The sequence below is a fragment of the Microcoleus vaginatus HSN003 genome, assembly GCF_022701255.1.
GTDB lineage: Bacteria > Cyanobacteriota > Cyanobacteriia > Cyanobacteriales > Microcoleaceae > Microcoleus > Microcoleus vaginatus_B.
Genome location: NZ_CP031705.1, coordinates 4,848,710 through 4,866,089 on the forward strand (window position 1 = coordinate 4,848,710; position 17,380 = coordinate 4,866,089).

The window sequence follows — 17,380 nt, forward strand, 5'->3', positions numbered from 1 at the left end:
AAGAAGCTTCTTTAGGCTTTAATATAGCTGATAGGAATCTCGATCGCTAACTCTGTACCATCTCCAACTCTAGAATTACAGGTTAATTTACCGCCATGTTTTTTGACTATACCATAGCTAACAGATAAACCCAAACCTGTACCACTACCAACTGGTTTAGTTGTAAAAAATGGATCGAATATTCGGGATTGAATATTCGCCGGGATACCAGCACCATTATCCGAGATTTTAATTCTAACCCGGTCTTTTTCTATGACTTCAGTCTGAATCGTGATTACAGGATTTTTGTCGGTTTTATTAATTGATTGAAGAGCATCAATAGCATTACTGATAATACTCAGAAATACTTGATTGATCTCACTAGCATAACAAATGACATTCGGCAGATTTCCATACTCTTTAATAACTTGTATTTCTGATTTGCCATCGCTCAGTCTTAAGCGAGTTTGTAAAATTAGCAAAGTGCTTTCAATTCCGCTATGTAAATCTACTGCTTTCATCTGGGCTTCATCTAAGCGGGAAAAGTTACGCAAACTCAGGATAATTTGGCTAATGCGATCGCTCCCTGCTTTCATAGATTCCAGAATTTTAATTAAATCTCCCCAGATAAATTCTAAATCCATTTCTTCTATTTTCGCTTGAATTACTCCACTCGGTTCAGGATACTCTTGTTGATAAATATCAAGTAAAATAAGCAAATCTTTGACATAATCCTCTATATGTGCAACATTACTACGAATAAATGTTACTGGATTGTTGATTTCGTGAGCAATCCCAGCTACCAGTTGACCGAGAGATGACATTTTTTCGCTCTGAATTAATTGTGATTGGGTTTGTTGTAAGTTTTTAAATGCTTGCTCTAAATCAAAAGCTTTTTGGCTTAAATCTTCCGTTTTTTGTGCTACTTCTGCTTCTAAGCTTTGGGAATATTTCTCTATTTGTTTATATAAACGAGCATTATCAATAGAGATCGCCGCTTGAGCTGCGAGTATCTGGAGAATTTCTACTCGCTCATTAGTAAATGCTCCCAGTGTTAAGTTATTTTCTAAGTACACAATACCGACGAGTTTTCCTTGCCGAATAATTGGAGTACATAAAACTGATTTAGGTTGATGAGCCATAATATAGCGATCGCCTGCAAATTTGTCGGCTTTACTTAAGTTGTCAAAAACAGCCGTCGCTTGAGTTCGTGCGACCGCATAAATCAAACTCTGAGGAATTTCCTGATATTGTTCCAGAGGAATTTCTAATATTTTTGTCTGCTTTTGTGCGGCTTGAGCGACGACTAACCATTGTCGGTCTTGGCGAAGCACTAAACAACCGATTTGTGCTCCCCCATTCGCAAGCGTAATCTGCATCAAAGTGGCTAACAGCTTCTCTAATTCAATTTCTTGTGAAATGGCTTGTGCCGCCATCATTACTGCTGGAAAATCTAACCATAAATTCTCGCTACTACTGACGCTAGGTAGGCTTCCCATCCAGGTAGGGTTGATTGTTGTCCCAGAGGTGAGTACCAAGTTAGCAGGTTGGAGAATAGCTTTCAGTAGTTGTGGATAGTGTTGTTCTAAATAAGCGACTTTAGCCTTTGCACCCCAACGCGAATAACAGTAATACGCCTCAATCATGTAAGATTGTGCAACTTTTTCTTTCCCCCAATCTAAGTAGAATTTCGCAGCTAGTTCGTTAGCTAAAGCTTCTTCTTGGATATATTCGTTTTTCTTGGCTCCGGCAAGTGCGCGATCGTACCAATCTCCAGCTTCATAATTCTTGCCTAAAACTCGGCATTTTTCTGCTTCTACTAAGTCAAGTTTATGTTGGTGATTCATCGGTGCCTGGCGCGCCCATTGACCTAAAATATCTTGATGGATTTTCACTTCCTCAAGAGCGTTAGCTTGCTCAATTTCTGACTGGGTAGAAAATAGTGTAAAATAGGTTAACCCAGCATAGAAATGGAAAACCGGAGTATTAATCATTGCTGCCGCTACCATCAAATATGGCTTGGCCTGGGCAATGTAGTCTAGAGCATTGGCGTAATTGCCAAAGAGATAGGCAAGGATTAGTTTGTAGTTAGAGGCAACAGCGATGGCAGTAAAATCACTATTCTGATGGTGCTGAGGAAACATCACGGTTTCATCATAAGCCTGGCCGATTAACAAATCCGGTTGATTGACAATTTCCCTCAAGTTATGCACCGTCTGTTGTGTGATCTTTAGGTAACCAATAGGACCATATTGCTTCACAGGCGCTAAGGCAACACAGTAATTCTCTATTTCTGCTTCCCAAGCATCAATCTCTACTCCCGAGAAAAAATTATTATAGAAATAACTAATGATGCTGTAGCCACCATTGAGAAAATCACCTGTTTCAATTCCGACAAAATAGCCTTCTTTCGCCATTGGGATTGCTGCCCTCAGAGCTTCTTGACGATGCTGGATAAAACAGCTAAACCAAAGTAAAGTTAGACACTTAAATTCCCGCCAATTCAACCGATCAAGTAAGCTCAGTGCTACTCGTCCAAAGCGATAACCTTTTTCTGCTTCTCCGAAAAAACTAGACAGCACAATGCCATAACCCACATACCCGATTGTTGATGCGGGTGCATTGCCAAATTGGAGTGATAGACTGACCATTGTGGCGCAAAGCAGAGGCTGCAAGGCTGGATTTGCCGTAAAAATAGCCGGAAACAAGATGCCTAACAATTGCATCGCCGCGATTATCCTTGGGTCGCTCATTACGGGAAGGTTAACCAGTTCCTCAATCTGTTTGTCCTCCAGTTGGGTGGCAAGGTTTTGTAATGCAATGCGTGTCAAGGCTTCGTCAGTTTCATAGGGGAGTTCAATCCCCAATTGTGCTAGGGCATTGGTGCCGATAGCGATCGCTTCTAATACCTTACTCTGAGTGGTCAGTGCGTTAATTTGAATCTCAAATATCTTGACTTTATCTAGGATTGTTTTAGCCGATCGCAAAACCCGGTCTGCCATTTCTTCCATGCCATTAAAATCGGCATTTAAGTAAGCCGTTTCAGTCGCAGCCACATAAAGATTCAGGGTTAATTCATACTGAGTTTGCCAACAGTTTTCTGTGAGTAACTCCAGCCCTGTTTTCACAAAACTTCTGGCGCCTGCATAGGCTGTAGAATTTCTGGCTTTCTGTCCTGCTGCTAAGTTCAATCTGGCTAAGGCTTCCCGTTCCTCTGCTTGAGTCATGAACTCAATTCCTAAATTCAAATGCCCGACAATATCAAACAGCTTTTCCTCTTTTTCTATCTCTGATAAGTTTTGTTGGAGTAGTTGCCCAATATGGTAATGGGTCTGCTGTTTTTGCTCGTCAGGAATCAATGAATAAGCCGCTTGTTGGACGCGATCGTGTAAAAATCGATAAGTCGGATTAGCCGAAGCATTGAAAACTTCCTCACTATCAGATTGGGTAAAGAACTTATAGATTTCGGTAGTAGGAATTACCAAACCTTCCTGCAAGGCTTTCCATAAAGCTGTTGCGGTACTGTCTGGTGATTTCTCACTGACAATTACTAAGGTATTCAAATCAAACTGCGCCCCAATACAAGCAGCTAGTTTGAGACTATCCTGAGTTTCTCTGGGCAATTTCTGTAATTGCAATGCCATGAATTCAACGACATCATCAGTAATTGCTAAGGCCTTCACTTGGGCAATATCGCATTGCCAATATTGAATTCTGCAATCAAAGCTAATTAACTTGTCATCATGTAATGCTTTGAGAAACTGGGTCGCAAAAAAAGGATTACCTTGAGTTTTTTGATAGATCAATTTTGTTAAAGGCTGGGCTAGGGATGATTCACAATTCAGTGTATCTGCCACTAAATAATTCATATCAGGCTCCCTTAACGGCGGCAAAGTAATTATATTCACCGTTGCCCCAGTTTTGACAATTTCATCCACTGTTAAAATGAATGGATGTACAGGGGAGACTTCATTATCTCGATACGCACCTAATATTAATAGATACCCGGCATCTTGCATCAATAATTTAAGCAAGTTCAGTGATGCAGAATCTGCCCATTGCAAGTCATCTAAAAACATGACTAACGGATGTTCTTTACTGGTAAAGACTTGCACAAACTTTTGAAACAGGAGATTAAAGCGATTTTGGGCGGCTGTTCCCGATAATTCAAGGGCGGCGGGCTGTTTACCGATAATATTTTGTAACTCAGGAATTACGTCAATTAAGACTTGTCCGTTGTCTCCTAATGCGGTTAATATCTGGCTTTTCCATGTTTCTAATTGCCAATCTGATTCGGATAGCAACTGCCCCATTAAATCGCGGAACGCTTGCACAAAGGCGCTAAAGGGAATGTTGCGCTGAAATTGGTCATATTTCCCTTTAATAAAATAACCCCTTTGCCGCACAATGGGTTTATGAACTTCGTTGACCAGTGCGGTTTTTCCAATTCCTGAAAAACCCGCAACTAGCATGATTTCTGTTGCACCTTCGCTGACTCTTTCAAAGGCTTGTATGAGCGTTTCTACTTCGGTTTCTCGTCCATATAGTTTGTCGGGAATCAGGAAGCGATCGCATACATCCCGCATTCCTAACTCAAAAGTTTCAATCTTTCCAGTTTCTTGGCACTGCTGCAAACACCGTTCTAAGTCATGCTTCAATCCCCAAGCACTTTGATAGCGCTTTTCGGCATTTTTTGCCATCAGTTTCATTACCATATCCGAAACCACCTGCGGGATTTCTTTGCTGTTTATTGTAGAAGGTTGTTGAGCAATATGGCAGTGAATCAACTCCATCGGGTCGTCACATTCAAATGGCGGTTTTCCTGTCAGCAGTTCGTAAAAAGTTGCTCCCAGAGAATAAAAGTCAGTGCGGTAGTCGATGCCTCGGTTCATTCTTCCGGTTTGTTCGGGAGAAATATAGGCGAGGGTTCCCTCTAAGACGTTGGGATTTTGAATTTCTTGAGTTTCTCTCGGAAGTAGGGAGGCGATGCTAAAGTCAATCAGTTTGACTTGTTTAGTTTCCGGATGTATTAGGATGTTAGCTGGCTTAATATCTTTGTGGATGACTCGGTTTCGGTACAGTCCGTCAAGAATGTCAGTTATTTGAATGGCAATTTCCAATATTTCCGCTAAAGTCCGCGTAGCTGCTTCACCGAGGGGTCTTTGGCATCGATCTTGGGCGTATTGCCGTAGAGAAATGCCCCCAAAATCCTCCATCACTAGGGCATAGCTGTTGCGGTAGGATTCCAGACTGTAAGGTTCAACGACTCCCGGCAGACGTAGATTTTTGGCGATGGTATACTGGTTGCGGAATTGCAGCAGTTCGCTGAAACTGGGATAGTCTCGATTTAATAGTTTAATGACAACTGGAAGCCGATCGATTTCTCGAATGGCTCGATAAACCATGGTTTTAGAACCACTGTACAGTTGCTCGATTAGACGGTATCCGGCAATGGGACTGGTTAAATCTATACCTGCATTCATGTTGGTTATCCTAATCTCAAATATTGACTGCTAAAAATTAATGTGCGCCTCTATGTGTAAGGGTTAAAGGCGGCGATCGCATAATTAACTTCATCCGTTTGTAGGCAATGATATCGTAAACTCCGTCCCTTCTCCTAATACCGAATTTACCTCGATTGTACCGCCGTGTTTCTCAACTATAATCTGCCGTGCGATCGCCAAACCCAATCCCGTGCCTTTACCCACACCTTTAGTTGTAAATAACTGGTCAAAAATATGATTTTTTATCTCATCTGATATCCCTGGCCCGTTGTCACAAATGCGAATCCTCACCCACTCCTTAGACTGTCTTTCGGTGCGAATCGTGATGCAATTGGCTGCGGCTTTAATCTTCTCTAAACTCCGTTCCCGATTTGATTCTTCCAGTGCATCAATCGCATTCGCCAATATATTCATAAACACCTGATTTAATTGTCCGGGGAAGCAATCAACTGATGGCAAGTTGCCGTACTCTTTCACAACTTCAATCGCTGGACGCTGTTCGTTGGCTTTCAATCTGTGTTTGAGAATCAAAATTGTACTGTTAATTCCGTCATGAATATTGAAAGGCACTTTGTAATCTTTGTCGGCTCGGGAGAAGGTACGAAGACTGGTGCTGATACCTTGAATGCGATCGCACCCGATTTGCATCGAATTCAACATTTTGGGTAAATCTTCTAAGAGATATTCGATCTCGGTCTCTTCTGCTTTTTCTTCAATCTCCTCACCCGGACTGGGAAATTTTTCTTGATAGAGTTGCAAGTATTCTGTAATATCTTTGACGGCGGCGATCGCTTCATGAATATTACCAGAAATAAATCCCACTGGATTATTAATTTCATGGGCAACCCCGGCCACTAAATTGCCCAACGCCGACATTTTTTCGCTCTGCACTAATTGCAGTTGAGATTGTTCCACCTGGTGAGCGTAGTCCTGGGCTTGCTGATACAATCGCGCATTTTCTAGGGAAATGGCAGCCTGAGTGCAGAGGAAGTTGAGGATGAGGAGACGATCGCGAGTAAACACTCCTTTTGTCGAGCTATGTTCGAGATAAAGTATCGCAACTAAGTTCCCGCGATCGAGAATCGGAGTACATAGCATACTCTGAGAGTGATACTCGAGCGTACAGTCATTCATTAAACCCGGAATATCGGTTTTGCCACCTTCAATAACCACAGTTTCCAGGGTGTGTTTGACATAATAAACCAGCTTGAGCGGAATCACCGCCGAGCCATCTATAGGTTGGGTTTGCAGTAAGGTTGTGGGTAACTCATTATCTGGATTGAGGTGAGTTATTGCTCGGATTTGCCATTTATCCTGATGGGGGAGTAGCAAAGCACAAGTTTCTGCCCCAGAAGTTTTCAAAATAATTTGATTGAGGGTGTCGAGTAATTCATCAAGCTGAATTTTACTGGATAAAGCTTGAGCAGCTTGCACAATAGATGCGAAATCAAGGGCATGGGAAATACTCGTGCTGCTGCTGGTGGAAGTGTGGGGAGACTGGCTAATCGTTACCAGCGTCTCTAGAGGATTAAAGCGGAGTTTTGGCTGATTCAGGATGGGCCCAAGTAATTGAGGATAGCGTTGTTCTAGGTGTTCAACTTTGGCTTTAGCTCCCCAACGGGCATAACAGTAATATGCTTCCTGCATATAGCTGGCGGCAACTTTTTCTTTGCCCCAGTCTAGGTAGAACTTGGCAGCTAATTCGTTGGCGATCGCTTCTTCTTGGAGATATCGATTTTCTTTGGCTCCCGCAATAGCCAGGTCATAACAGTCAATTGCTTCAGCTTTATTGCCTAAAACGCGATGTTGTTCTCCGTAAATCAGATCGAGCTTATGTTGGTAATTTACAGGCGCATAATGTGCCCATTTCTGCATCTTCTCTACGTTGGCTCGAATTTTTTCAAGAATGCTCCTGCTTTCAAATTCCGATGCGTCTGCTAATACCGCTAGTTGAGTAAGGGAATCGTAAAAATAAAATACCCCCACTACAAAATTAGCTGTCACGCCTCTTAAGTATACTTCTGCTGTTGCCGCATTCTCAACGGCTTCAAAAAACTGATCGAACAAGTAGCAAAGAATTAGTTTATTAAAGTAAACGTAGAAAATAGCACTTGCATCATTGCCTTGCTGGTGTAGTGGCAGCATGGTTTGCTCGTCATAGACATTCCCAATTAATCTGGATTGCTGTTCGGCACACTCGATCAAATTCAAGATCGCTTGATGTATAATCTGATTAAAATTTAAGGCATTTTTCTGCTTAATCTGAGCTAAGGCTGCTTTGTAACTGGTAATTTCCCGTTCCAGGACTGACAATTCATTGCCACCCAAGTACGCATGGTAAGCATAAATGTAGGTAGACAGTGCGGCAAATTCTAAGTCTCCTGTTTCCAGCCCAATTGCATAAGCTGATTGCAATGGTTCCAAGGTTTTTTGCACGGGTTCTCGCCAATGCCGGACATTCGCATTTGCTACAAAAATCGTTCTGGCTTTAATATCTTTAGCGTTAAGCCGATCGAGCAAGCTTAAAGCTAGTTGACCGAATTGATAGCCTGTCTCAATGTCTCCCACAACGCCACAAAGAATTAGACCAAAGTAGGCGTAACTCGGAGCTGAGAGCGCGGTATTGCCATATTGAATTGATAAGTTTACCTGTTGTGACACGACTAACGGCAGCAACAACGGTGCAGCTTGGTAGGCACAGGGAGCCAAACTGCTAAGAATCTGCATGGTTGCCTGTTTGAATGGATCGGTCATTTCTGGCAATGCAATCAAGTCTATGGGAGACCTACCGGCCAAAGCAGACAGGGTTGCTTCTAGTTTGATTTGGACATCAGATAGTTGCGGATCTTCAGGAAACTCTAACCCCAACAATTGCAAAACTTGCCGTCCGGTTTGTATGGCTTCTAGCAACAGATTCTGAGCCAGACAAGCCTGCATTTTGATATTGTAGATTTCGATCGTTTCTAATAGGGCTGGAGATTGCTGTAAAACTACTTCAATCCACCGATCCATCTGTGCAAAATTACTGCTAAGATAGGCTGCCTCTACTGCTTCTTCATATATCGCCAGCGTTAGATTGTACTGACTATGCCAGCTATCAGTTGCCAACAGTTTAATACCTGTCTTTAGATAGTTCAATGCAGCTACATGGGCAGTAGATGCTTTCGCTTTCTGTCCTGCCAGTAAATTCAATTGGGCGAGTTCATATCGCTCAGATTGCTGATTGATTAACCCGACACCCATATTCAGTTGATTTACAATTTCAAATATCGGGTTTTTTCTTTCTCCCGTCGAAGAGTTTTTCAACAAAAGTTGTCCGATCTTGAGGTGGGTTGCTTCTTTGCGTTCCGTAGGAATTAAAGAATAAGCAGCTTGCTGGACGCGATCGTGCAAGAAGCGATAAGCAACCGTTTGAGAAATCGCTTCAGAAATAGTCTGTTCTATTCCTACATAAAACTTATAAACTTCACTTTGGGGCAAAACCAAACCTTCTTGTAAAGCTTTCCACAATGCGGTTGCGTTTTCCGTCTCAGAACTCTCTGAAACAATTGCTAATGTTGCTAAGTCAAACTGGTTGCCAATGCAAGCGGCTAATTTTAAAACATCCTGAGTTTCTCTGGGCAATTTCTGCAACTGCTGCGCCATAAATTCCACTACATTATCAGTCAGTGCTGCCTCTCGAACTTGACTAATATCGCACTGCCAATGTCCTAAGTGGATATCAAAAGTCATCAATTCATCCTGATGCAACGCTTTGAGAAACTGCGTTGCAAAAAATGGGTTGCCTTGAGTTGTTTGATAGACCAGTTCTGTCAGCGGTTGTGCCAACTTAGGAGAACAAACTAGCGTATCCGCTACCAATTGATTCAAACTAATTTTGTCGAGTGGTGCTAATGTAAGGGTGTTGAGTATTGTTCCTGATTTACTAACTTCATCTAAGGTCAACATCAGGAGATGGGTTGGTGATACTTCATTATCCCGATAGGCTCCCAGCAGCAACAGATAACCCAATTGCGACTCATTGACGAGCATTTGCATTAATTTCAGCGATGCCGAATCCGCCCATTGTAAGTCATCCAAAAATATCACCAAGGGATGCTCTTTTGTGGTGAAGACAGCAATGAATTTGTGGAAGAGCAAATTAAATAGATTTTGAGCAGCAACCCCCGATAAGTCCGGGGCTGGGGGTTGTGTTCCAATAATCCGTTCTAGTTCGGGAATTACTTCAATAATGACTTGTCCGTTGTCACCAAGAGCTTGGAGAATTTTAGTTTTCCATTCTTTGAGTTCGGCATCACTTTCACTCAGCAATTGTGCCATAAAATCGCGGAATGCCTGGACAAATGCCGAGAAGGGAATGTTGCGGCTAAACTGATCGAATTTGCCTTTGATAAAATAGCCGCGCTGCCGGACAATCGGTTTATGCACCTCGTTGACTACAGCCGTTTTTCCAATTCCGGAGAACCCCGCGACCAGCATTAATTCTGAGGTGCCATTTGCCACGCGCTCGAAGGCATTCAACAGGGTTTGTACTTCGGTTTCTCGACCATAAAGCTTTTCAGGAATCAGGAAGCGATCGCATATATCCCGCGTTCCTAAGTCAAAAGTTTCAATCTTTCCAGTTTCTTGGGACTGCTGCAAACACTTTTCTAAGTCATGTTTCAATCCCAAGGCACTTTGATAGCGTTTTTCGGCATTTTTTGCCATCAGCTTCATGACAATATCCGAAATCACCTTCGGGATTTCTTGGCTGTTTATGGAAGGAGGTTGTTTGGCAATATGGCAGTGAACCAACTCCATCGGATCGTCACATTTAAATGGCAGTTTTCCTGTCAGCAATTCGTAAAAGGTGGCTCCCAGAGAATAAAAGTCGGTGCGGTAGTCGATGCCTCGGTTCATTCGTCCAGTTTGTTCGGGAGAAATATAGGCGAGGGTTCCTTCTAAAACGTTGGGATGTTGAATTTCTTGAGTTTCTCTCGGCAGTAGGGAGGCGATGCTAAAGTCAATCAGTTTGAGTTGTTTGGTTTTGGGATGAATCAAGACGTTAGCTGGCTTAATATCTTTGTGGATGACTCGATGCCGATAGAGTCCATGGAGGATGTCAGTTATTTGAATAGCAATTTCCAATATTTCTGCTAGAGTCAGCGAGGCCTCTTGGGCGTAGTCTCGTAGAGAAATACCACCAAAATCCTCCATTACTAGGGCATAGCTGTGGCGATAGGAGTCCAAATTGTAGGGTTCAACAACTCCCGGCAGACGTAGATTTTTGGCGATGGTATACTGGTTGCGGAATTGCAGCAGTTCGCTGAAGCTGGGATAGTCTCGATTTAAGAGTTTAATGATAACCGGAAGCTGATCTGTTTCTCGGATAGCTCGATAAACTAGGGTTCTCGAACCGCAGTATAGTGGCTCAACCAGATGATATCCCGAAATTCGGTGCGTCAAATCCACTGCCGTACTCCTCTGGATTACTCGATCTCAGACATTGACTCTTGTAAGTAAGTATACACTTGTATTGATCTAGTCTGAGCAAAATAAAACTGCGAAATCCCCAGCCTACAGACTCTACCGCTTTTATTCTTTTTCACTTTTGAAGAGAAAGATGACGTTCTATCAAGATAGTATTAAAGAGCATCTCAATGAAAGCAGCCAAGCCCAAAATTGGAGTTTTGAGGCAGGAGACAGGAGGAAAGAAGAAGAAGGAAGGAGCCTGAAGAAGTGTTTTTACAAAGATGAGATGCTCCCTAGTCTTATCCTTTCATCGGCAATAAAATTGTAAACTCTGTCCCTTCTCCCAATACAGAATTTACCTCTATTGTACCGCCATGTTTCTCAACTACAATCTGCCGTGCGATCGCCAATCCCAACCCCGTCCCTTTCCCTACTTCCTTGGTAGTAAATAACTCATCAAAAATATTCTCTCGCACTGCTTCACTCATGCCCATACCGTTATCTTTGATGCAAATTATCGCTTGTTTTTTGTCGCCAGAAATGTCAGTTTTAATGGTAATTTGATTGGCAATTTCTGCATAAGCTAGTCCTTGATTTGATTCATCCAAAGCATCAATGGCATTACCTAACAAATTCATAAATACTTGATTCAACTGTCCGGCATAACACTCCACTTGTGGCAAATTTCCATATTCCCTAATCACTTTGATTTCTGGACGACTGTCGTTAGCCTTGAGGCGATGTTTCAGGATCATAATGGTGCTATCGATGCCATCGTGGATATTGCAAGCGATGGGATAGTTAGTATCGGCACGGGAGAAGGTTCGTAGACTGGTACTAATATCCCGAATCCGCTTCACGCCTTCCCGCATCGAACCTACTAATTTCGGTAAATCTTCCCGGATGTAGTCAAGATCAATGTTCTCGATTTCCTCTTGAATCTCTGGATCGAGTTGGGGATATTTTTCTTGATACAAATCGAGCAAGCCAAACAAATCTTTGATGTAATCTAAGGCTGGGGTAATGTTGCCAGCAAGGAATCCGACAGGGTTGTTGATTTCGTGAGCGACACCAGCTACTAAATTGCCCAAGGCTGACATTTTTTCACCTTGGATAAGTTGGATTTGAGCTTGTTGGAGTTCTCGTAGAGTCTTTTCTAGGGCTTCAGACTTTTGTTGACGTTCGGCTTCGATGCGTTTGAGATGGCTAATATCTCGCATCACAACTACCGCACCGACTTTTTTTCCCCAAGGATCGAAGATTGCTTGTCCGCTGGCTAACAAAGTTCTGATAGAACCATGCTTCGGCGCAATTACCATTTCTACATTTTCGACTATTTCTCCTTGCAAGGCGCGAAACAGTGGAATTTCCGTTGTTGATAGGGGTGTTTGACCATCAGCTTGATAGAGAGCGAAGTGTTCTGCCCATTGTTCGGGTGGTAATGATTCTACGGGTAAGCCATGAAACTCACGAGTTGCCTTGTTGAATAGGGTCAATTGGCCACTAGGATTACAAACAACAATCCCATCTGTAATATTGTGAATGATGGCCTTCAAGAATTCTCGTTCTTTGGCTAGAGATTCTTCGACCTGTTTTAATTGTTCTAGTGATGCTTGTAATGACTGGGATTTTTCCTGCTCTTGGGAATAAAGTCGGGTGTTTTCTAAAGAGATGGCAGCTTGAGCGCAAATAAGGTTCAGCACTTCAACCCTATCGCTCGTAAACGCCCCTACGGTCAGGTTATTTTCCAGGTATAAAACTCCTATCAACCGCCCTTGATTAAGAATTGGAATACAAAGAACACTGATCGGCTGGTGCTGTTCAATATAGCGATCGCTCGCAAACTGGGAACTTACCCTAGCATCAACTATTACCAAAGGTTTTAAACTACGCTTGACAGTGTTAACCAAACTAATTGCTACATCCTGACTGGATTCTAAAGGTATTGATGGTAATAGCTCAGGTTCCTGTCCCTCTGCTACAAGAGCCGCTACCTGTAAATACTGTTTTTGTTTGAGCAATAAGACACACTTAGTGGCGCCAGCATTCGCGCTCGCTATTTTTAAGAGAGTAGTCAGGAGTTTATCTAGTTCAATCTCCCCAGAAATGGCTTGAGAGGCTTGGATCAGAGTAGGCAAATCTAGAAATTCCGAGTTGCTGCTAGAAGAGTGGGTATAACTAATCGTTCCCCGGGCGATCGTTTCCTTAAAGGAAGTAAAGGATTGAGGTTGCTGAAGGATAATACCGAGTAGGCGAGGATAATGTTTTTCCAAATCGTCTATTTTGGCTTTAGCTCCCCATCGGGCATAACAATAATACGCTTCAATCATGTAGGCTTGAGCAACTTTTTCTTTGCCCCATTCCAAGTAGAATTGAGCTGCTAGTTCGTTGGCGAGGGCTTCTTCGTTGATGAATTGATTTTCTTGAGCTAGTCGGATGGCGCGATCGTACATTTCAAGTGCATCTGCTTTATTGCCCAAAACCCGCTGCCGTTCTGCTTCAACCAAATACCATTTATGCAGATGATTCATGGGAGCATTTTGCGCCCACTGGTGCAGAGTCGTTTGATGGATTTCCACAGAGGCGAGAATGTCAGCTTGCTCAATTTCAGGATGTGTGGGGAAGAGCGCCAGGTGTGTCAAGGCTGCATAAAAATGGAAAATGGGAACAATAATTAATCCCGATACTGCCATCACACACTCTTTGGCTCCGGTAATGTAGTTTAGAGCAGCCGGATAATTACCAAAGGAATAAGCAAGCAGTAGTTTGTAGACGTAGACAAGGGCGATCGCACTGAATTCCTGATCCTGATAGTGCTTAGGAATCATCACCGTTTCATCATAGGCTTCGCCGATTAAGCAATCCGGTTGATTCACTACTTCCCTCAAGTTGTGCAACATCTGCCACTCCATATGCAAATAAGTTCGAGCAGAATATTGCTTCACCTGAGCCAAGGTAGCACTGTAGACTACAAGTTCCGGTTCCCAAGTATCCAGTTCTACCCCACCGAAAAAGTTGATATAGCTGTAAGTAGCTATGTTGTAGCCAGCGTTAAGAAAATCGCCAGTTTCCATGCCAGCTATAAAGCCCTCTTTCAGCGTTGGTATCCCTGCCCTCATAGCATTTTGATGATGCTGAATAAATGCCCCAAACATATTATGAGTAATGCACTTAAATTCTCGTGCATTGACGCGATCGAGCAATGAGAGGGCCAATTTACCAAAGCTATAGCCCGTTTTTGCCTCTCCCAAAAAGGCACTTAATACAAGTCCGTGAATCGCATAGCCCACTGTTGATGCGGGTGCATTCCCAAAGGAGAGCGATAAACTTACCATCGTGGAGCTCAGCAGGGGCACTAAGCCTGGAATTCCTTGGAGAATGGGTGCAAATAACATTGCCAATATGGGCATAGCTGCCTGAGTCTGAGGATCACTCATCACAGGCAAATCGATTAGTTCCTCAATTTTTCTGCCGCTGAGTTGGCCCGCCAAACTCTGTAGCGCTTTACCAATCAAGGCTTCGTCAGCTTCGGTGGGGAGTTCAACCCCCAATTGCCAGAGTGCATCTCTTGCTACTGCAATCGCTTCTAACGTCTTGCTTTGTGCTGTCTGTGCGACGATTTGAATTTCGTAAATTTTGATTTTGTCTAAGATTGTCTGTGCATTCTCTAACACTTGTGCTGCCATCTGTTCCATGCCATCAAAGTCAGCATTTAAATAGGCGACTTCAGCAGCAGCAACATAGAGTTTTAGGGTCAATTCATACTGGTTTTGCCAGCAGTTGGCTGTCAGTAGCTCAACCCCCACTTGTAGAAAAACTCTGGCTGCTGTGTAGGCGGTAGAATTTCTGGCTTTACAACCGGCTGCCAAGTTCAGTTTAGCTAAGGCTTCTCGTTCGCTAGGTTGGGCGATTAACTCAATTCCTCGATTCAAATGCCCGACAATATCAAATAGTTTTTCCTCTTGCTCTATCTCGGCGCAATTTTGCTGGAGTAACTGTCCGATTTTGAGATGAGTTGCTTTTTTCTGTGAATCGGGAATGAGTGAATATGCGGCTTGCTGGACGCGATCGTGTAAAAATCGATAAGTTGGATTAGCTGAAGACTTGAAAACTTCATCACTATCCGATTCCGTAAAGAACTTATAGATTTTGGTCGTGGGAATCACCAAACCTTCCTGCAATGCTTTCCATAAAGCCGTAGCCGTCCTTCCAGCAGATTTCTCACTGACAATTACTAAGGTATTCAAATCAAAGTGCGATCCTATACACGCAGCTAATTTGAGAACATCCTGAGTTTCTGGCAGCAACTTCTGCAATTGCCAAGCCATGAATTCAACGACATCATCAGTGATTGCTAAGGCTTTGACTTGGGCAATATCACACTGCCAATGCCGAATATCCCAGTTAAAGCTAATTAACTGCTCGTCATGTAATGCCTTGAGAAACTGAGTGGCAAAGAAAGGATTTCCCTGAGTTTTTTGATAGACTAATGTTGTCAAAGGTTGGGCAAGTGATGATTCGCTATTCAGCGTATCCGCCACCAACCAATTCATATCTGGTTCGCTTAATGGTTGCAAAGTAATCGTCTTCACTATTGCCCCAGTTTTAACTATCTCATCTACTGTTAAGATAAATGGATGCACGGGCGAAACTTCATTATCTCGATAGGCCCCCAATACTAATAAATATCCTGTATCCTTCATCAATAAGTGTAGCAAATTTAGGGAGGCTGAATCCGCCCATTGCAAGTCATCCAAAAACATCACTAAAGGATGTTCTTTGCCGGTGAAAACTTGCACAAATTTCTGCATTAGCCGATTAAAGCGATTTTGGGCGGCACTTCCTGACAATTCTGTTGCAGGAGGTTGAGCGCCAATTATGCGTTCTAACTCAGGAATCACGTCAATCAAGACTTGTCCGTTGTCTCCCACGGCTGCTAAAATCTGGGTTTTCCATGTTTGCAGTTGGGTATCCGATTCTGATAGCAATTGACCCATTAAGTCGCGGAAGGCTTGCACAAAGGCACTGAAGGGAATGTTGCGTTGAAATTGATCGTATTTGCCTTTGATAAAATAACCGCGCTGACGGACAATGGGTTTATGAACTTCATTGACAACGGCGGTTTTCCCAATTCCCGAAAAACCAGCTACTAGCATCATTTCGGTGCTACCTGTGCTGACTCGCTCAAAGGCCGCTAATAGTTTATCAACTTCTTTTTCTCTACCGTAGAGCTTTTCGGGGATAGTAAAGCGATCGCTAATATCTCGCTTTCCCAGTTCAAAAGATTCTATCTGGCCTGTTTTTTGTAGCTGAACTAAACAAATCTCTAAATCGTGCTGGAGCCCTAATGCACTTTGATAGCGTTTTTCGGCATTTTTTGCCATCAGCTTACTGACAACTTGCGATAAAGTCAAGGGGATTTCAGGATTAATTTGATGGATCGGTATCGAGTGTTTAGCGAGGTGACAATGCACCAATTTCATCGGGTCATCAGAGATAAATGGCAACTTTCCTGTCAACAACTCATAAAAAGTCACACCCAGGGAATAAAAGTCAGTACGATAGTCAATGCCTCGATTCATCCGTCCTGTTTGTTCGGGGGAGAGATAGGCTAAGGTTCCTTCTAAAATATTGGGATTCTGGATTTCTTGGGTTTCTCGTGGTAGGAGCGATGCAATACTAAAGTCAATTAGTTGAATTTGTTGGGTGTCGGGATTAATGAGAATATTAGCGGGTTTAATATCTTTGTGAATAACTCGGTTTTGGTAGAGATAGTGGATAATTTCTGTTAGTTGTATGGCGATTTGGAGAAATTCTGCTAAAGGTAAAGCTTGAAATGATTGGGTTTGATTTGTTGCTGTTTGGAGATAATTAGGTAGGGAGACTCCGCCAAAGTCCTCCATTACTAGGGCATAGCTATTCTGGTATACTTCCAGCGTCAGCGGTTTGACAATGTGAGGGAAATCTAGATTTTTGGCAATGGTATATTGGTTGCGAAACTGGACGAGCTCGTTGAAGGGGGGGTATTCGTTTCGCAGCAGTTTGATGACGACTGGGTATTGGTCATGGGTACGGATGCCTCGATAGACTAGGGTACGTGTACCTACATAAAGTTGCTCTGTAATCTCATAACCGGACAAATCGGCGATCGTATCCATAACTTATTGACCCTTTATTATAAAACAGTTAAATTAAAACCTTCTATTCCATTGTATTTTATTATGTGACAAAAATAGCGATCGCAAACTCTGCACCCTCGCTAGGGAGAGAATTAACTGTAATTTTTCCCAATGTTTATCAACTATTATTTGACCAAAACCAATTTGGTCACAAGCATCCGGATTCATCTATTTACCTTTGAAAAAAGCTCCCCATACTGATCGCAACCCCCCGAGCTCATTCCTTCGCAGGCTCAGGAGGGAAGCAATGTCAAATCTCAAATTTCA

The 17,380-nt window shown here is 42.8% G+C and carries 3 protein-coding genes; all 3 read right to left on the reverse strand.

Annotation, left to right across the window (positions count from 1 at the left end; translation table 11 throughout):
• Positions 1–11: 11 nt before the first annotated feature.
• The 3 genes from D0A37_RS21085 to D0A37_RS21095 all read right to left on the reverse strand — a co-directional run bounded on the left by D0A37_RS21085 (position 12) and on the right by D0A37_RS21095 (position 17,092).
• Positions 12–5,462, reverse strand: a complete 5,451-nt coding sequence (locus D0A37_RS21085; RefSeq protein ID WP_242717255.1) for a trifunctional serine/threonine-protein kinase/ATP-binding protein/sensor histidine kinase — start codon at positions 5,460–5,462, stop codon at positions 12–14.
• 90 nt (positions 5,463–5,552) lie between these two features.
• Positions 5,553–10,934 carry a trifunctional serine/threonine-protein kinase/ATP-binding protein/sensor histidine kinase gene (locus D0A37_RS21090; RefSeq protein WP_242717257.1) on the reverse strand — a complete coding sequence of 1,794 codons (5,382 nt, stop codon included), beginning with the start codon at positions 10,932–10,934 and terminating at the stop codon, positions 5,553–5,555.
• A 299-nt stretch (positions 10,935–11,233) separates the two neighbouring features.
• Positions 11,234–17,092 carry a trifunctional serine/threonine-protein kinase/ATP-binding protein/sensor histidine kinase gene (locus D0A37_RS21095; RefSeq protein WP_242717259.1) on the reverse strand — a complete coding sequence of 1,953 codons (5,859 nt, stop codon included), beginning with the start codon at positions 17,090–17,092 and terminating at the stop codon, positions 11,234–11,236.
• Positions 17,093–17,380: the final 288 nt, after the last annotated feature.

Coding starts and splice junctions, on each gene's coding strand:
- D0A37_RS21095 (WP_242717259.1), bottom strand. CDS start 17,092: ATGGATACGATCGCCGATTTGTCCGGTTATGAGATTACAGAGCAACTT.
- D0A37_RS21085 (WP_242717255.1), bottom strand. CDS start 5,462: ATGAATGCAGGTATAGATTTAACCAGTCCCATTGCCGGATACCGTCTA.